Raw genomic sequence first — 19,065 nt, forward strand, 5'->3', positions numbered from 1 at the left:
TCGAAAAAAGTGCTTTATTTGTTAAGCCGCGGCGCTCAATTTGGGCTAAGATAAGGTGCAAACCGCACGTGGTAAGAAAGGTCGAACGGAGGCGGGGCGATGGCGTGTCAGGACCCTGTACGACGCTCGCTGCTGCTGACGGCTCTGGCCGCCGGGGCATATCTCGCTGCGAAGCCAGCCGTGGCGGAGGAGGATCAGCCGGGCAGTGATGAGCGACCACAGAAGGGCGATTTTCTTGTTCATTCCGAAGGGGAACATGCCGGCGAAATCATCAAACCGGGTGATCTCGAGCTTGGCGGGCCACCCGTGCACGCTTGGCCGAAAGACCCGAAGTCCTCGGTGATCCGCAAGGGGTCGCGGCTCAATGAGATCGTCCTCCTAAGACTTGATCCGGGCGAACTCGACGATGAGTCCCGATCGCGATCGGCCAACGGCGTCGTCGCTTATTCGCTGGTTTGCACTCACGCGGGATGCGCTGTCTCTGAGTGGGTCAAGGCATCGGAAGGCGACAAAAACGTCCTAAAGTGTCCCTGTCACAACTCCGAATTCGATCCCCGACAAAGTGCGGAAGTCGTATTCGGACCGGCACCTCGCCATCTGGCCGCACTTCCACTCGCGATCGCCGATGGCTCGCTCACGGTGGCCGCAGGGTTCGTCGGAAAGCTGGGCGGCCAGCCCGGAGGGTGAGAGTCGCACTATGGACGCGATGTTGACCTGGCAGTCGGCCGGCTTAGTGCCACTCTTTGACTTGACCGCTGCTGTCGACGGCGCGCGACACGTCCCTGCCGTCCTTCATCGCCTTGACCGAAATGCCTTCGCCTTGACCGAAATGCCTTCAGCGGTGGACTTGATGTCGCGGATTTGGGTGCAGCGTTCCGATTGAGCTTGGCCAAGAGTTCCTGCCGGGTCAGAGCGCCCCGCATTTTCAATACTTCTATCTGGCGTGGACGCTTTCGAAGAACCGGAGTGGAACACCAAACGTGAGTCCGGCACGAACTTCGTTGACCGGATGGTGATTGGTCACCGCGTAGCGATAGGCGACGTCGAAAGAGAGCTTGTCGCTCACCTGCCAGATCAAGCCTACGAGCCCGGAAAAGGTTCCCTCCTGGCCGAACTCCTTCTCGTAGAAAAATTCCGAGACCGGCCGCACCGTCCATTTCGACGGCCCCTCGATGATACTGCCGAGGAAGACATCGGCATGATGGTCGCGCGTCAGCAGCGTTTCCGCGTTGAGGTGGATCGTTCCCCAGTCCCAGCGCTGCGAGACGATTGTTGCCCAGCTTGCGCCAACGCCGCTGTCGCCCGTGCTGTCCGGCAGCAGCACACCGAATTCGGTCGCGATGCTCGGTCCGCTCTTGTCCTGCAGGCTGCCCGGTACCACGACATGCTTGAGGAACGCACCTGCTGCGATCAGGTTTGTCGGCCCAGACGGCGAAAGCGGCGTCTCGCCCTGTCCCTCGAACACCGCCTCCCATCCTTCGCTCAATCCGAAATTCAGGACGGTCCATGGCGCGACCAGCGTCGGGGTAGCCCCGTCGCGGCGAACGCCGGCCGGCTGCAGTTCGACTTCGAGTTCTCCAGGGGCGGCCACAGCGGCGTCGGTGCCGTCGAACGGCCGGTAGGCGAAGGCGATCTCCGGCCACGCGACACTCAGGATCAGCAACGATAAGGCGGATCGGACCAGCGGGGCACCTGGAAGCATGGCTGCACCTCCATCGGCTTGGCTCAAGGTACCGGGCGATAGAGCCAGATCGCAGCGCCGTCACCGCCCCTTGCGGGTACCGCAAGCAGGAGGCGATCGAGTTCAGGCACAAACAGGGAGGTCCGTGCGCCGGGCGCGGTGGGGACGCGAGCGATTGTGCGGTAGGACGTGCCGTCCGCCGCGAGCACATCCAGATATCCTTCGCCACAACTGGCGTAGATGAGATCACGCTTCTCGTCGACGAATAGGTCGTCAATATCGTCGCAGGTGGGAATGGTCGCCTTCAGCTGTCCATCGCTCTCGGCGAACACGCCAATGGCGGCCGGGCGTCGAAATGCGACCAGAACCTGCCGGCGACCGTTGTCGAGCGCCATGGCGAAGTTGGCGCTGCGGGCTGACGTGGGCCAGGAGGCAAGCAGCTTTCCAGATGCGCGGTCGATGACGTCGATCTCGTTCTTGTTTGGAACATTGACGAAGATCCGGTCCGAATTCCGGTCGAGCTGGAAGCTTTCGGGGTGCGCGCCCAGACTTGCGCTTGCTACCTTGCCGTGGGTTGTAGCGTCGAGCGCGGTCACGGCGCCATTACCATAGCCGATGAAGATGCGTCCCGCCCTTGAATCGACACGGACGTTGTCGGCATCGTCACCGAGTTCAATGCGTCCGGTCGGCGAAAGATCGGCTCCTTTGAAAAGCTTGACCGAGCCATCGCCTCCGTTTGCTACGTAGACAGTGTCAGTTGCCGGATTGTAGCCAACGCCCTGCGGCTCCTTGAGGTCAGGGACGATGCGATCCAGACGTTGGCCCTCCAGATCAACGACTGCGAGACTATTGCTGGCGAGCGCAGCGACGAACAGGCGGTGCCTGGAAAGATCGACCGCCATGTGATCGATCCGGCCGTGAATGCCAGCGAGCGGGATTTTTATGTCAAGGCGCAGCGGTGGTGTACCTGCAGCCAAGGCAGCGGTTTCTCCGGTGAGCAAAACAGCTGCCGTCATAGCCTGCAGGAGCGCAAACCCGCGAATGATGATCATCGGCCTCCCCTCCCTTCCAGGAGCGCCTCGCACGATTTCCGTCATTTGATGATCACCCATGCTGGTTGCAGCCACGGATATCGCAGTTGCCGCAATGAGCACGGGATTGCTGATTTTCCAGCGGAACAGCATCGCGAGCGAGACGAGCGCGATCGCAATCGTGAGCCAATCTCCGATGGCGCGGTCGGAATGCCGGCCGCCAAAGATGAGGTCAGGTCGAAAAGTTTATGGGACGGAAGCGGGATAACGGCAGACATGATGCGCCCTTGAGGAAACTGGACGCGATTCTTCAGCATGTCGCCTCGTGGGGAGATCGCTTCCCCAAGAAGCTCAGCTTCGACCCGCCGGCTGGTTCTGTCAACGGGAAACGGAGCTTGCGAGTTGGACGGATATCTCGATCCACTCTGAGATCGCCCGGTCATTCGCGCTTCCTAGAGCCGGACGCAGTAGTGAGCCAGCACCGAGATGTCCCCCTACTAGTCCCGCTGCCTAACCCGCTGTAAGACTGAGGCTCGGTCCCACGGAACCCCCTCCGCGTCGGAGGCGTTTGAAGCGACGGGCGGGCATAAGCCGTGTCACGACCTCATCGTCGCTTCGGCAGGACAGGAGAGCGCGATGAAACGAATGCTCATCCTTGCGGTCATCCTGTGGCTTGGCGTGGCTGCCACCGCTCACGCGCAGGTGAGTTCATCGGTAGGCACGCAGCCGAACCCTCAGGTCAGTGCTCAAACCGGCGCGCAGGTCAACTCCCCGACCAACGCGGTGAGCACGGTGACCGGCGCGATCGTGCCATCCGGCCAGGGAGTGACCGGGGCAACGGGAGGAAGCTTCAGTACTATTGCGCCCGTGGCGGTGCCCTGTCCGGCCGGCGTATCGCTGAGCGCCAATCTGACGGCGGTGACAACGGGACCAGTGGGCAGCATTGGCCCCAAGGCGCAAACCGTCACGCCCAACACCACGTCGGGCGCTGGTGGCGCTGTCGGCAGCGTTGTCTCATCGAGCGCGCGCTGCCTGGGCGCGATACCGTCAATGGCCGGCAACGTCGGCGCAGGCGATCTCTTCGGCGGCATCGGCGGATGCTAGGACCGTGGGCGGATTAGCGCCAGCGTAATCCGCCACTCACCCTCGGCGCTGCCCTACGCGCTCTACCGCTGCCGTTGCGCCAAGTAGAATCCTGACAACACCACGACCAGTCCCGTCGCCTGCAGCGCGGTCGGGGGTTCGCCGAGCAGGAGCCAGCCGACGAGCAGGGTCAGCGCCGGCACCATCGCCGGGAAGACGGCGGCGCGGGCGACGCCGAGAAGCTGAACCGAGACTGCGAACAGATACAGCGCCGCGGGGCCGGCCAGGATCCCCTGCCCCACGGCCTGCAGCGCGTTTTCGCCGAGGCCCAGCGCCACCACGCGGCCGAGCCCGCCGGATGCCGCATAGACCGGCAGCAGCAACAGCGACAGCACGCTGATGACGGTGGCCGCGGAGAAGGCGGAGACGCGCCAATGGCGCAGCAGCGCGCCGAAGACCGCGAACATCGATCCGGTCAGGACGAAGATCAGATCGCCCAGCACGCCATCGGGCCCGATATGGCCGATCGATTCAACTCCGATCACGGCCAGGCCGCCGACGATGACGACCGCCCCGAACACCCGCGAAAACGAAACCCGCTCCTTCAATAAAGCGGCGGCGAGAAACAGGCCGCCGAGCGTCGCGCAGGACGGCTGGATGAGGCTGCCATGCCCCAGCGGCACGAACAGGAAGCCGGTATAGCTGATGATCGACATCACGGGTCCGCCGAGCACCATCAGCACCAGTCCGCGGCCCCATCCGATGCCGCATAGATTGCCTATTCCGGCGCGAAGCACGAGCGGCAGGAACGCGATGCCGGACCACACGTAGCGATGCATCAGCAGGTCCGCGGGCGTGAATCCGACTTTCAGCCCGTGTCGTGTCGAGACGAACCCGAGCGCCCAGCACAACGCCGCGCCAAGGCCGCAGGCGACCCCGAGCAGGGCCGGTTTCGCATCCGATTTCTGGGGTGGAGCATCGGCGCCGATGGTCGGCTTGGTCATCGCCGACGCTTACGGCAGCCGCCACAGTGGATCAACCCACGGCCATGCAAGGCTGACGGGCGCATCAAAACGCGCGGTAGCGCGAATTCTCTCCTCCTCGTCATTCCGGGGCGCGACAAAGTCGCGAGCTATGATGTGCAATTGCACATCAGAGAATCCATCGGGCGGCGGGCGCAGGTGGAGAAATGGATTCCGGGCTCGTCCTTCGGACGCCCCGGAATGACGAGGAGAAAAATTCACCAGCCATTACAACATGATTTGCCCTGTCCAGTCTTCGCGCGAAAAACATTCCGCTTCCGTCGTCGGGCAAATCAGTGATTTAACTCCGCGCGTCTCACCCGATGAGAGGGGCGTTGCGCAACGTCACGAACGCGCGGTGAGATGCGGTGGACGCGACGGCTCGCGAAAGACGAGCGCGGTTGTTCGCGGACGGCGAAGTCGTGTGGTCCCGGCGCCCCGACGCTGGCGCTAAGTCCCTAAGGGATGGAAACATCCCTAAGGGCGACGGTGGCAAGAAAGCCCGGTCACCGAGGAGAGCACGAAGCAAGCCGTAAAACCACTGCGCAGGGAAAGCCGGAGTTGCTTCGGTTGACCTGTGGTCCTACCCCCGTGCTTTTTGTTGCACGGGGCCCACGGGTGCAACCGGCACCCGGCTTTCCCTGCGCCCTCTACATCGAAAGAGGGTCAACGCAAACGCGACCTCGGGCATTTTGTGCCGCGGGAACGCGGACTCGCATCGCATCCGCTGTTTGACAATCGAATCGAAACACGTAGCCCCCGCGCACTGCGGCTCGGTCACAGGGAACCCCTCCGCGTTGGAGGCGTTTGAAGCAACGGGCGGGCGGACGCCGTGTCACGACCTCATCGTCGCTTCGGCAATACAGGAGAGCGCGATGAAACAAATGCTCATCCTTGCGGTCACCCTGTGGCTTGGCGTGGCTGCCACCGCTCACGCGCAGGTGAGTACATCGGTAGGCACGCAGCCGAACCCCCAGGTCAGTGCTCAAACCGGCGCGCAGGTCAACTCCCCGACCAACGCAGTAAGCACGGTGACCGGCGCGATCGTGCCATCCGGCCAGGGAGTGACTGGGGCAACGGGAGGAAGCTTCAGCACCATTGCGCCCGTGGCGGTGCCCTGTGCGTCCGGCGTATCGTTGAGCGCCGATCTGACGGCGTTCGGCTGCGCATCCGATCCGCTCGGCGCCCCAACCTACCAAGTTCCGGCGGAGGCAGGGGCCACCGCGGTGACAACGGCACCAGTGGGCAGCATTGCCCCCAACACGCAAAGCGGCACGCCCAACGCCGCGTCGGGCGCGGGTGGCGCTGTCGGCGGTGTTGCCTCATCGAGCGTGCGTTGCCTGGGCGCGATACCGTCAATGGCCGGCAATGCCAGCGCAGGGGATCTCTTCGGCGGCATCGGTGGATGCTAGGCGCGTGCTCGTAAACCAGCTCGTAGGGCAGATCAGCGCCAGCGTAATCCGCCGCTCACTCTCGCCGCTGACGGCCGCAAAGGCAACTTGCGTCATCCCGGTCCTGAACCACTGCAAGTGAATCGGGTGCAGTCCTGGTAAACACCTCGACACTCGAACGATGGTAGCTGTTTCAGATGACGGCAGTCGCGATATCGCGCACGACAGGTATTCACGCATTGCTGCTTGGCGGTCCGAGCGGCTGCCAATGTGTCATTGGCGAGATCGGAATCGCGCGCATTGAGCCTTCCAATGCTCAAGGACAGAGGCACTGCCACGAGCGCGCAGATGACGGCAAACGACTGCTTGGTGCATTTCATGGCTCAGCCCCCGTTCAGGTCTGGCTCGGTCGTTGCGCGGCCGGTCCGCTTGCCGGACGCGATGCAGATGAAGCGACCGTCAACGTCGGACGGCCGGACCTCGTCCGACAAGCCGTTCGCGCTGAGCCCGCCGCGCGGGCCTTCCTTATGTCACCACGATCTCAGTGCGGCGGCGGCCACCGGCCTGGCTGCGTGTAGAAAAACGCGAAGCGCGGGTTGATCCCGCAATAGGAGAAGGTGCCGGATGCGCTCGCCTGGCATTGTTCGTAGGTCCAGAACTGGCAAAGGCCCGGAAGGCCCCAGTCCTTTCCCTGCAGGCAGTAAGGGTAGTCCTGCGCGGTAGCTGGCGAGATTGCTCCCACTGCTACCGGAACGGCGACGGACAGAGCGAATATGAGACGTCGCATGCGATACCTCCTGAGGTTGGTGCCTGGTTCGACGCAGGAAGTCGTTCTTGCAATGTTGCCGAAAAGCGGCGCGATCGATTTCGAACTCATCGGGCACAGGCCCGAAGGTGCGCACCAGGGAAGGAAAGCAGTTGCGATCCGTCCGAGAAACAGGGCGCCCGGCCAGCATGGCCCCGGCGGAGCGGCGCGCTATGCAGATTCGGAATCTGCGGAGCTCAATTGTCGGCTTGCGAAGCCGTCAGATCGAAGGGCGGAATTAGCCGACGGCGTAATCTGCCGGGCCCGGCCGAGGTCGCCTTAAATTCTCCCTCACGCCGGCCTTATCTTGATCCAAACGGCGACGGCAACTATCCTCCCGATGATCTCGGACTGCCGCACTCATTCCGTTGATGCAAGCTGAATGGAGAGCGCATCGGTGGCTGATACGGACAACCCGAAGCCGGACGAACCACAGGGCACGCCGCGCGCCGATGGCGAACTGGCGCGGGCCTATGAACGGATCAAAAGTGCCGGCGAAGACCTTACGCGGCTGGACAGATTGGTCTCCGGATTGGAGCGCGGCGACGGCCCAAAGATCCGGCAGGAAGATGCCGGCGCCGCGCCACCCGACGCTCCCACCGTGAACGAGACTCCAACACCAGAGAACCAGGCTCGCGACCCAGGCCCGAGACGGGGTCGGCCCCTGCTGCGAGCCGTCGGCGGCCTTCTGTTGGCGCTGGGCATCGCGGGTGCTGCGCTGGCTTCGCGATACGGCAATGAGACCAAGGCGATCATGGCGCGATGGACCCCGCAAGCCTCGATGGCGTCCCCGGAGGCGTCCGAGCCTCGCGGTCCGACCAGATCGCTGACCGTCCAGGTGGCAGAGGCAGCCGAACAACCCTCCCCGCCGTCTTCGAGCCCAAAGGAAGCGCCGGCGCCTTCGAACCCCAAGGAAACGAAAGACGCTCCGCCAGCCGGCTCCGCCAAGTCCGCCGACTCGACATCCATAGATGTCGCGCAATCGCTCAAGACCATCGCGCAGGGCCTTGTAAGCATCAACGACAAGCTGGAGCAACTGAAGAGCAGTCACGAACAAACGCTTCGCGAGCATGCCGAGTCCATTCAACAGCTCAAGGCGGCTCAGGAGCAGAATGCGAAAGACAGCGCGCGCATCGCCGAGCAGCTACAGGCGCTGCAAGCGCAGCTTGCCGCTTCGTCCGCGAAACCCTCCGCGCCGACCGTGAAGAAAGAGAACAATTTGGCTGCGCGCCCGCACGTGCCCGCCGCAATCGAACCTCGGCGGCCCAGACGGCCGCCAGGGCCTTGGAGGCCGCCGCCGTATACGGTCGACCCCTGGGACGATCCATATTGGTGAGGTGTGCGCCCCTCGACGGGCAAATCAGTTCCACGTCGCTCGCGCTGAAGCGGTTTTCCGACGCTGCGAACTACATCTTGCTCGCGGCTCCGATTAACAGTGCCTTCATCGCTTTGCCCGTCAGCGCCATTGGAATTGCATCCCTTGATGCCGCGCGCTCCAGCGCAAACCCATGCGATAGCGCGAGCAGAGTTATGGCGAGATCGGCGGGCGCCAGGCTCCCCTTGTTGCCGAATTTCGCGAAGGTCTGCTCAATCAGACCGGATAGCGTTTGACGATATTCAGCATAGGTCCGGACAAAGGCGTCGTCGGTCTTGTTTGCGCGCGATACCCGCAACTGGAACTCGGCCATCAGCAGGCACCAATCGGGATGGTCGCCGAGCTCGACGTATCGTGCGGCCGCTTTTTCGACGAGCTGCTCGAAGCTGTCACTCGTCGCCAGTGCCGCTTCAAAATCGCGCAGATCCCGCTCCAGGTGCCGCTTGAGCAGCGTGAGAAAGATCTCGTCCTTGTCGGCGAAATTCGAATAGAACGCCCCGCGCGAGAATCCGGCAGTTTCGGCGATCTCATCCACCGATGCGCCTTCGAAGCCCAGCCTGGCGAAGCAGGCCGAGGCCGAGCGCATCAGCAAATCGCGCGTCCGTGTCTGGCTCTCCTCGCGATTCAATCGCTTCACTTTTCGCATTGGTCCTCCTGTCGCGAGCCGAATCCTGACGCTTGACAGCCTAACATCTTTGCATTCAGATACATCTATGTATTTGGATGGCGATTTGTATGAAATGCTGGGAAGTTCGGTCGTTCGACATCGAAGGATTGGCGCTCGGGGAGCGGCCTGACCCGATCGCGGGCGAAGGCGAGGTGCTCGTGGAAATCGATGCCGTCTCGCTGAATTATCGTGACCTCGCGATCGCGCGCGGCGTTTACGCGCCCTCGCAGCCACTCCCGATCATCCCCGCCTCCGATGCCGCCGGCCGCATCGTCGCCGTCGGCCCCGGTGTCGAGCGATGGCATGTCGGCGAGCGGGTGATCGGCTGCTACATGCAGAGCTGGGACCGGGGACCGAGCGAGCCTTCCGACCGCACCCGGACGCTGGGCTCGCCACTGGACGGCGTGCTCTGCGAGCGGCGCGTCTTTCCGGCCGATTTCGTGGTACGCGCCCCCGACCGATTGACTGATGTCGAATGCGCGACGCTTCCTATCGCAGCACTCACCGCCTGGTGCGCCCTCTTCGATCTTGCCGGCGCGAAGCCCGGCGAAACGGTGGTCGTGCAGGGCTCGGGCGGGGTGTCGACCTTTGCCGCTCAATTCGCGCTTGCCGCAGGTTTGCGCGTGGTGGCGGTGTCGCGCTCCGCAGCCAAGGCCGCCGCAATCCGTAATCTCGGTGTCGAGAGCGTGATCCTTGCTTCGGATACACCGGAATGGGGCAAGGAAGTCGTCCGCGCGACGCACAAACGGGGCGCGGACGTGATCGTGGATGTGGGCGGCGACTCCACGTTCGCCCAGTCGGTGGCTGCAAGCGGGCAGAACGGTCGGATCATTGCCGTGGGCTTTCTCGGTGGCCTGTCGACCAAGGTCGAGCTTGGTCAGGTAATTTCGAAAAACCTCACGATCCGCGGCATCACCGTCGGATCGCGCGCCAGCTTCGAGGCGATGCTGTCCTTCATCGAAACGGCGGCGTTCAAGCCGGTGATCGACAGCCTTTATCCATTTGAGGCAGTGCCGGAAGCCTATCGCCGACTCGCCAGCGCCGACCAGCACGGCAAGATCTGTATCGACGTCAGGAGCGTGCAATGACAGGGCTTACCGAGTGGTGGGATAGCGGCTCGACGATCGAGGTTGATGGCCACGCCATCTTCACGCGCGTGGAAGGGAGCGGGCCAACCGTCGTCTTCCTCCACGGCTTTCCGACCTCCTCGCACGATTGGGCTGGCGTCATCATCCGCCTTCGCGACCATTACCGTTGCGTGACGTTCGACTATTTGGGCTACGGTGCCTCCGAAAAGCCGACCGATGCCGATTATTCGGCGCTGATCCAAACCGACCGCGCGCTCGCGATCCTTGCTGCTCTCGGCGTTACCGAGGCCGATGTCGTCGCGCACGATCTGGGCGGCATCCTGCTTCAGGACATGCTGCACCGCCAGCTCGCGGGCCGATTGGAACTCGGTCTGAGGCAGGCGATCTTCATGAACTCCTCGGTCTACGCGGAGCTTTACCGTCCGACCCCGACGCAACTCGCCCTCGCCAACCCGGTCCAGGGGCCGATCATCTCCCGATCGCTCTCGCGCGCAACGCTCGAAGCAGCGATGGCGACACTGTTCCCGTCTCGCCGGCTCGCGGCCTCAGAGCTCGATGACATGTGGGACGCCATTCGGCGCGCAGATGGACAACTGCTCTGGCCGCGGCACCTCGTCTACATGGCCGAGCGGTCCAGGCTTTCCCCGCAGTGGGAAGCCGCACTGTCGCAGACCGGCGTCAAGCTTGGCTTCGTCTATGGCGCTGCCGATCCAATTTCCGGCAGCGCTATTCTCGAACGCGCAAGCGCGAAGCTACCGCATGCCCGTGTGACCGCGCTTGCCGGTCTCGGCCATTATCCGCAACTCGAGCGGCCGGATGAAGTGGCCGACGCGCTCACCAAACTCCTTGGTTGATCTCATGAATGTTGCGGAAGCTATCGAGCGGCGCATTTCGGTTCGATCGTTCAAATCCGATCCCGTCACCAAGCAGCAGGTCCTGCGGCTGCTCGATAAAGCCAGGCGCGCGCCATCGGGCGGCAATCTCCAGCCATGGCGCGTCTATGCGCTTCAGGGCGCCCCGCTTGACGAACTCAAGGCCCGCGCAACTGCCAATCCGCTTGGAGAGCCTCCGGAATACCAAGTCTATCCGAATTCGCTGTGGGACCCGTACCGGCGCCGACGCTGGGAATGTGGAGAGGATCTCTACACCACGATCGGCATTCCCCGGGAAGATCGTGCCGGCCGACTGCAGCAATTGGCGAAGAACGGACAACTATTCGGCGCGCCGGTCGGCCTGTTCTTCTGCCTCGACCGCAGGCTCGGCCCTCCGCAATGGGCCGATCTCGGCATGTTCATCCAGACGGTGATGCTGCTCGCCGTCGAGGATGGACTGTCGACCTGCGCGCAGGAATACTGGTCGCGCTATCCCCGGACGCTGGCAGACCTGCTTGGACTGCCAGCCGAGGAAATGGTGTTTTGCGGGATGGGCCTGGGATACGCGGACGAAAATCCCATCAACACGCTCAGGACCAGGCGGGACCCGATCTCCGATTGGGTTGCGTTCCGCGGCTTCGACTGACATCGCCATGTCAGTATTGGCCGCGATACGCTGCCCGGACGTCGGCAGGTTACGCGGAGCCTGTCATCGGGCCGCGCGAAGCGCAGCCCCGATGGTTCACCCGCCCGACGCGCGTCACTTTGATCGTGTCATGCCGCTTTGGCGGTCTTTTCCGGCGGCGAGGTTTCCATCGCGCGCATGTAGAGATCGAGCAGGCTCTCGCGCTCGTCGCGCTCGTCCTTGTCCTCTTTCCGCAGCTTGATGATCTCCTTGAGGATCTTCACGTCGAAGCCTTCGCCCTTGGCTTCCGAGAAGACTTCCTTCTTCTGCTCGTTCAACTCCTGCAATTCGGTGTCCAGATTCTCGATCCGCTCGACGAAGGAACGAATACGCCCGCCGGGAATGGTGATGTCAGACATGGTGCCTCTTTGCTGAATGAGGTCGTGAAAATGCGCGGAAAGAAATGACCAAATTCTTAACCCGCCGTCCTGCCTCACCGCCGTCCACAAGCGGCGGCCATCAAGAAAAAAGGCCCGCGAGGTTGCGGGCCTTTTGGCATTTCGTGCGGCTTTGGACGCGGCGCTCAGTGGCCCGCGAGACCGGAGGTTTGGGTCGCGCTTTGTGTCGCCGACGCCGCCTTGAGTTTCGGTCGCTGTGTCAGCACGCTGAGCTGGTGCGGAGAAGCCGCTGTGGTGGCGACCGGCGACTGCTCCCGGACATTGGCCGCTCCCAGCAATCCAACCTGCACCTGCGAGATCGGCAGGCCGTTGAGTTCATAGGTCGGCAACTCCGCAGCGAAGCTGGCAGCGGCACCCGCCATTGAGATCGCGACGAGGGCCGCAAGAGTTAGGGAAGTCTTCTTCACTGCAATTCTCCTGACTGGATTCGCTGCCCAGCATATAGGTCCCTTGTTGCACTGCGGCATTCCCTATTGTTGCATTGCAACAATGCAGGGGATGCGCACCTCCCGACGCGATAGGGATCAATGCGCAACAGTCATCGTCGCGTCATGGAGCGATTCGTTTCGCCATCTGCGCGCGTCGTAGATTCGAACTGCAGAAGCGAGCAGCAAGACAGAACGATTTTCCGTTCGCAAAACCCGGCCACGCGAACGCCGTGGCTCGCCGCGAGAAGAACGACCCCGTTCACATTTTTCTGAGCTCATGCAGCGGTTTAGCGAACCGATCACATCGGCTTGATTCGAATCCTCTGCATTCCCCGTAACTTCCCGATGGGGGATCACCCGGATTCTCAGCCGTCATCCCTGCTGCTATCGATAAGCCGTGAGGTCGCTTGCCGCAGGAGGCGGAACATGCCTGAACTGTATTTCCACTGCTCCGACGCTGAGCACGTCATCATCGACGAATGCGGCCACGCCATGGACCTGGCCGAGGCACGCGAGCACGCGGAAGGCCTGGTCCGCGCCCTCATCATGACGCCAAGCGAGGAAGATTGGCGGAGCTGGGTCCTGCACGTCACCGATGAGCTCGGCGACGAGGTCCTCGCCGTGCCGTTCGCATCAGTGCTTGGCAAGTCGCATTGAGGCCGGAGCCGGTGCCGCCCGCACAGCCGTCATGGACACCGCTGCGCCGAGCGCTGAAGGCGATCATCGCCGCCGGCTGCTGCAAGCTGATCGGAGCCGTCTGCGATCCCTACCGGCCCGAGCTTCACTACATGCGAGGGCCCGGCCCAAAGTGGCGCGCGAAGCAGCAGACCCCGTAGGGAGCCCCTCACCGCGCCATCGGCCGATTCTGATCGTACAGCACGCGGACGCGGATGGTGCCGTCGACAGCCCGTAAGTCCGCCAGCAATCCCTCGCCCTCTCCGCCGACGACGTCGGTCTCGAGCACGACATAGCCGACTTCGGGATCGGTCTGCAGGTACTGCGCGAGGATGTTGATGCCGTGACGGGAGACGGCGTCGTTCACCTGCCGCAGCACGCCGGGGACGTTCCGGTGCACGTGGATGAAGCGGGTGCCAGTTGGGCGGGCCGGCAGTTGCACCTGCGGGAAGTTGACCGCGCCGAGCGTTGAGCCGACATCGGAATAGTCGATGAGCTTGCGCGCGACCTCGCCGCCGATGCGATCCTGGGCTTCCTCGGTGGAGCCGCCGACATGCGGGGTCAGGATCACGTTGGAAAGGCCCTGCAGCGGCGAGACGAAGCGGTCCGCATTCGAGGCCGGCTCCACCGGGAAGACGTCGACGGCCGCGCCGGCGAGCCAGCCCTCGCCGAGCACCCGGGCCAGGGCATCAAGGTCAACGACGGTGCCGCGCGAGTTGTTGATGAGGTAGGCGCCCTGCCTCATCTGCCGCAATTCACGCTCGCCGATCATGTTGGCAGTGGCCGGCGTCTCCGGCACGTGCAGGGAGACCACGTCGCTCGCGGCGAGCAGCTCATCCAGCGTCTCGACCGGCTCGGTGTTGCCGTGGCGGAGCTTGTCAGTCTGGTCGAAGAAGATCACGCGCATGCCCATGGCTTCCGCGAGATTCGACAATTGCGAGCCGATATTGCCGTAGCCGACGATGCCGAGCGTCTTGCCGCGCACCTCGCGGCTGCCCTCCGCGGACTTGTCCCAGCCGCCGGCATGCGCCGCGACCGAGCGCGGGAACACCTTTCGGAGCAGCATCACCACCTCGGCGATGGTGAGTTCCGCCACGCTGCGGGTGTTGGAATAGGGTGCATTGAACACTGGGATGCCAAGCCGCCGCGCCGCGTCGAGATCGACCTGGTTGGTGCCGACGGAAAAACAGCCGACCGCAATCAGCCGATCGGCCGCCTCGATCACGTCGGCGGTGAGCTGGGTCCTGGAACGAATGCCCAGCATTTGCACACCCGACAGCGCCTGCTTGATCTCCTTGGCGCCGAGCGCCTTCGGCAGACGCTCGACCTCGGTGTAACCATTGGCGTCGAACAGGCGAACGGCAGAATCGTTCACGCCTTCCAGCAGCAGGACGCGGATCTTTTGCTTGGGCAGAGACAGGGGCATCGGTCGTCCGTTCGTGGTCTGCCCGGGCCGATCGTCGGAATTTGGTCTGGCCCGGAGGAGCGGACGGATATCCGCCCTTGCCGCCCGAGGCAACCGCTATCCGCGATTGGCGCTGCACGCCCGCCACCAACTCCGCCGACCCTCACCCGCCCAGCACATTCCCCCATCCGTCGAACACGAACTCCCGCCACGCAACCGCCCCGTCGGCGCGCGCGTTGCTGGTGCGGCGGAAGTCGTCGGCTTCGTCGCCGATCCAGGTAACAATCTCGTCCGTGGCGCGGTCATGCAGGATCGCGGGCTCGGACGGGTCAAAGTTCATCATGGGATGCAGAGTTTGCTGAGCTGTCATGCTTGCACAACGCGCTGGAGACCACGAAAGTTGCGCTCGATCGATCACATGCGTTCGAATTACATCGGTAACGTCATCGACCAGGCTCCGAGCCTTGCAGTCATCCCAATGCCTCAATCAGCTCCAAATCCTGTTCGTCGCGCGTCAAACTTATGCTGAGCTATCGCAGTGTCCTTGCAATTCGAACTTGATCGGCAGCAAAGCAGCTCGATCGGCGCCAATGCCGTCGGCGCGGCGGCGTTGCGATGGACGATGACCGCCCTTGTGGCTGCCGTCTGGATCAGCGCGGCCATCTTCGGCCTCTATATCGTTGCGATCTATCTTGGCGCGCTGGTGGATGGAAATCTTGATCAGTGGAACCGGGATCTGCCGCGCCTTCACGATCCGCATTCGCTGCTGGCAACAATGGGTATCGGGCTGCATTTTGCGGCCGGCACGGTGCTGCTGCTGCTCGGGCCGTTGCAACTGATCAGCGCCGTGCGGGCAAGAGCACCGGCGTTTCACCGGTGGGTCGGCCGGCTCTATGCATTGTCAGCACTCATGGCCGGCTTGGGCGGGCTCGCTTTTATCGCCGTGCAGGGCACGATCGGCGGGACACCCATGAATATCGGTTTCAGCACCTATGGCGCGCTCACGGCCATCGCCGCCGTCACAACGTTCTGTCATGCGCGAGGCAAACGCTTCGAGCAGCATCGCGCCTGGGCGATCCGGCTGTTTGCACTGGTGATCGGATCCTGGCTCTACCGGATGGACTACGGATTCTGGGCATTGCTCGGCCACAACATGGGCCACACGCCGACTTTCGATGGGGGCTTTGACGTCGTGATGGCTTTCTTTTTCTACATTCCCAATCTGATTGTTGCCGAGGCGTTCATTCGCGCGCGCGAGCTGCGCTCTGCTGCTCACGTCAAAATCGGAGCGGCGATTTGCATGGGCATCGCCGCAGCGTTCATCGCAGTAAGCACGTACTACTTCACGGCCTTGCACTGGGGACCGAGGATTGTGCAAAGGCTTCTCTGATCCTGTGATGGAGCACGGCGGCCGCTCATCGCCAGAAGAAGCAGGATTGCTGTCTTACTTCGTAGCTCGGCTCCTTCGCCGCCAGTGCAGAGAAAAGACCGGCGGGCGTTACGCCGCCGGCCTTCTCTTGTAGCTGCCGGCTCCCGGATCCGGTTCCGCCACAAATTCCCGTGCCTTTAAGGGGACGCCGATAAGTTTAATAAAGTCCTAACAAGGCAAAAGTGGCCTGGATCACAGTTTGCGGCCAGCGGGCCACCGGAAAACTACGGAACATTTCATCGCGGGACGAGCCGTGTGATGCATTCGGGCATCGCTGCACACCGTTCTCGCGCGACGCTTAACCATTGTGCGTTGGTCGTATTAGGGAACCAACGACTCAGTGCTACCATGCAGTGCATACCGAAACAGGAGTGGTTCGGATGCCTTGCTACAGCTTCGATCTCGTCGTTGGGGAAGAGTTCAGGAATCAGGGCTCGATCATTCTCGAGGACCTGCACGTCGCCTCCGACAGAGCCGACCAGCTCGCCAACGAGCTCTCACAGGTCAAGCCCGAGTTGAAAGCGAAAGGCTGCGCGGTTCGCGTCACCGACGCCGACAATATCGAACTGTACCGCACACCACTCGATCCCGTTCCGGCGTGGCGCTCCGCAGGGCGGATTTGAGTAACGGCGCGCTTCAAACGGTTTGAAGGCGGACGGCGCGAGAGCGCGATCCGCCTTCGACTGAAGAAGCCGGCGGCTTACCCATGCTCGCCGACCTCGTCACTACGTCAGTGCCTGACGTGATGCCGCGCGGACGCGCGCGCATGACGCGCCGGAGGCGCAGCCGACAGATCGACGCGGCCGAAGGACGCCAGCGCATTCTGCGGGTAGGAATGGGAGCCGACGCCGAGGCTCTGATAGAACGCCGCCGCGCCAGGCTCCTGGACCGCCTGCTGCGCGACCACCGGACTCGCGACCATTGCTGCTACCAATGCAACCGCGCTGAAAAGCTTGAACCTAGTCATTGCCTATTCCCCTTTCGACTTGACCAAACAAATCATGTTTGAACTCTCGCCAACGTTTCGAAGTCATCGTGGCGTTCGCGGCTCCAGATGGCGATCAGACGTTCACGTTCAATAGAATGATACTCATCATCCAAAAAACATCATCGTGATCGGCCACGGCGGACGTGTGCGTAAAAGGGGCCGGGGCATCCCTGCTTGATGCGTCTTAGGAAGAAGCTTCGCCGTGGCGGTAAACCGACGATACGGACGCTCTCAATCGAGCGCCGAAATGAAATGATCTTCCCGCGCACCAACCGCTGACGCAGCCGCACAGTCAGCGCATCGCGGTCTCGCGCCCCGCGATCGGTCGTTCACGTTTTGCTGAATTGATGAAGCAGAACTGGTAGGGCGAATTGGCGTCAGCATAATCCGCCACTCACAGCCAGCCGATCGACGGATTACGCTGACGCTTATCGCCCCACGCAATCCGAAAAATCACGCCGCTAACAATTGATCGAACTCCGCCGGAGCGTACAACTTCCCCTCTTTGTCCGTGATCACGACCTGCCAGCCGGCGCTGGCGAAGACGCGTGCCTTGGCAACGATGATCAATGAGCTCTGGCGTTCGACCTTGACTTTCTCGTTGTCGCGTTCTGCGATCATTTTGTAGGACAATTTCTTTTCCCATGTTTGTGCTTGCCCGGTTTTCGCCACTAGCCAACAGGTTTTGGCCGCAATTCGCCGGGAACGTGACGATTTGATGGAACGGCGCCCACGCCGTTCTGCCGTTGCGACGGGCGCATAGCGGAAGCCGCAACAAAAAAGCGGCCCGTGGGCCGCTCTCCTGTCGCTACTGCGTTCCTCAATAAGGATCGTAGTAATAGGCGTAGGAATCATACGGCTCGAACGGCGCAGCGGCGATCGCGGCTGCGGTACCGATCGCGCCACCGACGACGCCGGCAGCGACCGCGCCTGGACCCGGCCCGTAATAAGGTCGGTGATAGACGGGTCCGTAGTAGACCGGTCGATAATAGTAACCCATACGGGGATAACGGCCGGTGTTATAGGGCGTACCGACGCCATAGCTGCCCGTCATGTAGCGCGAATTCGGATAGTTGAACCCGATCGAACCGGGTTCCTGCGTGACTCCCTGCGCCATCAACGGGGTAGCGAACGTCGTCCCCAACACCGCGGCGGCACTCAACAATGCGAGCTTCTTCATCGGTCCTCCTCCAATGGTGCCCCTTCGGAGGCCCAACTGCGGAACACGGGCGCCGTTCCGACCTTTCAGTCAACGCGCCGTGAAGTTCCGCGGCGCTATGGATGGGTGCAACCGGCACCCGGCTTTCCCTACGCCCTCTGCGTTTCGAGGAGGGTGAAACGAACGCAAAGGTCGGGCAATTCACGCCGTGAGAACGCGAACGCGTCATGCCCCGCGAAGGCGGGGCATCCAGTATCCGGCGGCCTTTCGGCTCAAACTCAACCGCCTCTGGAATACTGGATCGTCCGCCGGAGCCTGTCATCGGGCGGCCATTCGGCCGACCCGGTGGCGGACGATGACAGCGGAAAGCTTCGTCGTGCCGGGCTTGCGCGCCGCGGCGAAGCCCCTTTGGCGTAGCCGGGACGCTGTTGCGGGCTGCCGAAGCGCGCCGAAGAAAAACCCCGCCTCCACGAATGGAAGGCGGGGTTGAAGTTCATTGGGTAAGAATCCGCACGCAATGGATAAATTCAAGGCGCGGGATGTAGCGTTTCGAATCTTATCGCGCCGATGGACGTCGGCAACCTGATTAAAGCGCCGCATGCGAGGGAAATTTTCCCGACGACGACAGAGAAAATTCCCGAACGCGTCAAGGCAAGAGTCTAGCGCGTGATGACTTTTCTTCGAATCGTCATCCCGCTCTCGCTCTTTGTTTGAGCATGATCTTTTTCGGAAAACCGGTACCCACTTTTCCGGATCATGCTCTAGGTCGCGTGGACAGTTATCTTAGCCAGAGCAGAGTTGCGGCGATAGCGACGACAGCGAAGTAATTTCGTGCGGTTTTTTCGTAGCGCGTAGCAACGCGCCTGAAACGCTTCAGTTTCGA

At 62.5% G+C, this 19,065-nt stretch carries 23 protein-coding genes and 1 pseudogene; 11 read left to right on the plus strand and 13 right to left on the minus strand.

Going from position 1 to position 19,065, the window contains the following annotated elements; translation table 11 throughout:
- Window positions 1-99: 99 nt before the first annotated feature.
- A complete protein-coding gene (locus tag ACZIRK_RS21080) occupies window positions 100-687 on the plus strand; it encodes a QcrA and Rieske domain-containing protein (protein ID WP_130229568.1) in 588 nt (195 codons plus the stop codon).
- Between the two features lie 247 nt (window positions 688-934).
- Here ACZIRK_RS21080 and ACZIRK_RS21085 read toward each other — a convergent pair whose 3' ends face one another.
- On the minus strand, window positions 935-1,702 hold the full coding sequence (locus ACZIRK_RS21085; RefSeq protein WP_463328057.1) for a hypothetical protein: 768 nt from the start codon (window positions 1,700-1,702) through the stop codon (window positions 935-937).
- A 23-nt stretch (window positions 1,703-1,725) separates the two neighbouring features.
- Complete coding sequence (locus ACZIRK_RS21090) at window positions 1,726-2,865, minus strand: YncE family protein (protein WP_130229569.1); 1,140 nt, start codon at window positions 2,863-2,865, stop codon at window positions 1,726-1,728.
- A gap of 483 nt (window positions 2,866-3,348) precedes the next feature.
- On the opposite strand from ACZIRK_RS21090, the gene ACZIRK_RS21095 reads away from it, so the two are divergent.
- Entirely contained in the window at window positions 3,349-3,816 is a 468-nt protein-coding gene (locus ACZIRK_RS21095) for a hypothetical protein (RefSeq protein WP_130229570.1), read from the plus strand.
- 62 nt (window positions 3,817-3,878) lie between these two features.
- Here the strand turns inward: ACZIRK_RS21095 and ACZIRK_RS21100 are convergent, their stop codons facing one another.
- On the minus strand, window positions 3,879-4,799 hold the full coding sequence (locus ACZIRK_RS21100) for a DMT family transporter (RefSeq protein ID WP_130229571.1): 921 nt from the start codon (window positions 4,797-4,799) through the stop codon (window positions 3,879-3,881).
- An 893-nt stretch (window positions 4,800-5,692) separates the two neighbouring features.
- On the opposite strand from ACZIRK_RS21100, the gene ACZIRK_RS21105 reads away from it, so the two are divergent.
- On the plus strand, window positions 5,693-6,229 hold the full coding sequence (locus tag ACZIRK_RS21105; RefSeq protein ID WP_463328058.1) for a hypothetical protein: 537 nt from the start codon (window positions 5,693-5,695) through the stop codon (window positions 6,227-6,229).
- Window positions 6,230-6,749: 520 nt separating this feature from the next.
- On the opposite strand, the gene ACZIRK_RS21110 is transcribed toward ACZIRK_RS21105, so the two are convergent.
- Window positions 6,750-6,995, minus strand: coding sequence for a DUF3551 domain-containing protein (locus tag ACZIRK_RS21110; RefSeq protein ID WP_080663856.1), 246 nt, complete (start codon window positions 6,993-6,995; stop codon window positions 6,750-6,752).
- Window positions 6,996-7,410: 415 nt separating this feature from the next.
- Between ACZIRK_RS21110 and ACZIRK_RS21115 the strand changes: the two genes are divergently transcribed.
- Entirely contained in the window at window positions 7,411-8,349 is a 939-nt protein-coding gene (locus ACZIRK_RS21115; RefSeq protein WP_463328059.1) for a hypothetical protein, read from the plus strand.
- A 70-nt stretch (window positions 8,350-8,419) separates the two neighbouring features.
- Here ACZIRK_RS21115 and ACZIRK_RS21120 read toward each other — a convergent pair whose 3' ends face one another.
- On the minus strand, window positions 8,420-9,034 hold the full coding sequence (locus ACZIRK_RS21120; protein WP_130229574.1) for a TetR/AcrR family transcriptional regulator: 615 nt from the start codon (window positions 9,032-9,034) through the stop codon (window positions 8,420-8,422).
- Window positions 9,035-9,123: 89 nt separating this feature from the next.
- Here ACZIRK_RS21120 and ACZIRK_RS21125 point away from each other — a divergent pair, with 89 nt between their 5' ends.
- Genes ACZIRK_RS21125 through ACZIRK_RS21135 form a run of 3 tightly spaced genes read left to right on the plus strand, consistent with a single transcriptional unit; the run spans window position 9,124 to window position 11,661 of the window.
- Complete coding sequence (locus tag ACZIRK_RS21125; RefSeq protein WP_165435538.1) at window positions 9,124-10,143, plus strand: zinc-dependent alcohol dehydrogenase family protein; 1,020 nt, start codon at window positions 9,124-9,126, stop codon at window positions 10,141-10,143.
- Entirely contained in the window at window positions 10,140-10,997 is an 858-nt protein-coding gene (locus ACZIRK_RS21130; protein WP_463328060.1) for an alpha/beta fold hydrolase, read from the plus strand. Before ACZIRK_RS21125 ends, ACZIRK_RS21130 begins: the two co-directional genes overlap by 4 nt.
- A 4-nt stretch (window positions 10,998-11,001) precedes the next feature.
- The gene (locus ACZIRK_RS21135; RefSeq protein ID WP_028165827.1) at window positions 11,002-11,661 is read left to right on the plus strand and encodes a nitroreductase; all 660 of its coding nucleotides are present in this window, start codon (window positions 11,002-11,004) and stop codon (window positions 11,659-11,661) included.
- Window positions 11,662-11,789: 128 nt separating this feature from the next.
- On the opposite strand, the gene ACZIRK_RS21140 is transcribed toward ACZIRK_RS21135, so the two are convergent.
- Both ACZIRK_RS21140 and ACZIRK_RS21145 read right to left on the minus strand, forming a co-directional pair.
- Window positions 11,790-12,059 (minus strand): DUF2312 domain-containing protein, encoded by a 270-nt coding sequence (locus ACZIRK_RS21140; protein WP_028165828.1) that lies wholly within the window; start codon window positions 12,057-12,059, stop codon window positions 11,790-11,792.
- A gap of 164 nt (window positions 12,060-12,223) precedes the next feature.
- Window positions 12,224-12,505 carry a hypothetical protein gene (locus tag ACZIRK_RS21145; protein ID WP_130230948.1) on the minus strand — a complete coding sequence of 94 codons (282 nt, stop codon included), beginning with the start codon at window positions 12,503-12,505 and terminating at the stop codon, window positions 12,224-12,226.
- A 447-nt stretch (window positions 12,506-12,952) separates the two neighbouring features.
- Here ACZIRK_RS21145 and ACZIRK_RS21150 point away from each other — a divergent pair, with 447 nt between their 5' ends.
- Together ACZIRK_RS21150 and ACZIRK_RS21155 are read left to right on the plus strand one after the other, a co-directional pair.
- Entirely contained in the window at window positions 12,953-13,183 is a 231-nt protein-coding gene (locus tag ACZIRK_RS21150; protein WP_130230950.1) for a DUF6894 family protein, read from the plus strand.
- A gap of 11 nt (window positions 13,184-13,194) precedes the next feature.
- Window positions 13,195-13,362, plus strand: a complete 168-nt coding sequence (locus ACZIRK_RS21155) for a hypothetical protein (protein WP_165435621.1) — start codon at window positions 13,195-13,197, stop codon at window positions 13,360-13,362.
- Window positions 13,363-13,370: 8 nt separating this feature from the next.
- Here the strand turns inward: ACZIRK_RS21155 and serA are convergent, their stop codons facing one another.
- Both serA and ACZIRK_RS21165 read right to left on the minus strand, forming a co-directional pair.
- Complete coding sequence (serA, locus tag ACZIRK_RS21160) at window positions 13,371-14,627, minus strand: phosphoglycerate dehydrogenase (protein ID WP_463328061.1); 1,257 nt, start codon at window positions 14,625-14,627, stop codon at window positions 13,371-13,373.
- Between the two features lie 142 nt (window positions 14,628-14,769).
- Window positions 14,770-14,949, minus strand: coding sequence for a hypothetical protein (locus ACZIRK_RS21165; protein WP_245475139.1), 180 nt, complete (start codon window positions 14,947-14,949; stop codon window positions 14,770-14,772).
- Between the two features lie 195 nt (window positions 14,950-15,144).
- On the opposite strand from ACZIRK_RS21165, the gene ACZIRK_RS21170 reads away from it, so the two are divergent.
- Window positions 15,145-15,996 (plus strand): DUF2306 domain-containing protein, encoded by an 852-nt coding sequence (locus tag ACZIRK_RS21170; RefSeq protein ID WP_245475140.1) that lies wholly within the window; start codon window positions 15,145-15,147, stop codon window positions 15,994-15,996.
- Window positions 15,997-16,415: 419 nt separating this feature from the next.
- A complete protein-coding gene (locus tag ACZIRK_RS21175) occupies window positions 16,416-16,658 on the plus strand; it encodes a hypothetical protein (protein WP_028165833.1) in 243 nt (80 codons plus the stop codon).
- A gap of 107 nt (window positions 16,659-16,765) precedes the next feature.
- On the opposite strand, the gene ACZIRK_RS21180 is transcribed toward ACZIRK_RS21175, so the two are convergent.
- The 4 genes and pseudogenes from ACZIRK_RS21180 to ACZIRK_RS21195 all read right to left on the minus strand — a co-directional run.
- Window positions 16,766-17,002 carry a hypothetical protein gene (locus ACZIRK_RS21180; protein ID WP_130230964.1) on the minus strand — a complete coding sequence of 79 codons (237 nt, stop codon included), beginning with the start codon at window positions 17,000-17,002 and terminating at the stop codon, window positions 16,766-16,768.
- A 474-nt stretch (window positions 17,003-17,476) separates the two neighbouring features.
- A complete protein-coding gene (locus ACZIRK_RS21185; protein ID WP_130230966.1) occupies window positions 17,477-17,656 on the minus strand; it encodes a hypothetical protein in 180 nt (59 codons plus the stop codon).
- A gap of 187 nt (window positions 17,657-17,843) precedes the next feature.
- Window positions 17,844-18,203 carry a hypothetical protein gene (locus ACZIRK_RS21190; RefSeq protein ID WP_130230967.1) on the minus strand — a complete coding sequence of 120 codons (360 nt, stop codon included), beginning with the start codon at window positions 18,201-18,203 and terminating at the stop codon, window positions 17,844-17,846.
- A gap of 757 nt (window positions 18,204-18,960) precedes the next feature.
- A pseudogene (locus tag ACZIRK_RS21195) lies at window positions 18,961-19,065 on the minus strand (IS5/IS1182 family transposase); the annotation flags it as partial.

Source organism: Bradyrhizobium sp. Leo114 (genome assembly GCF_055229415.2).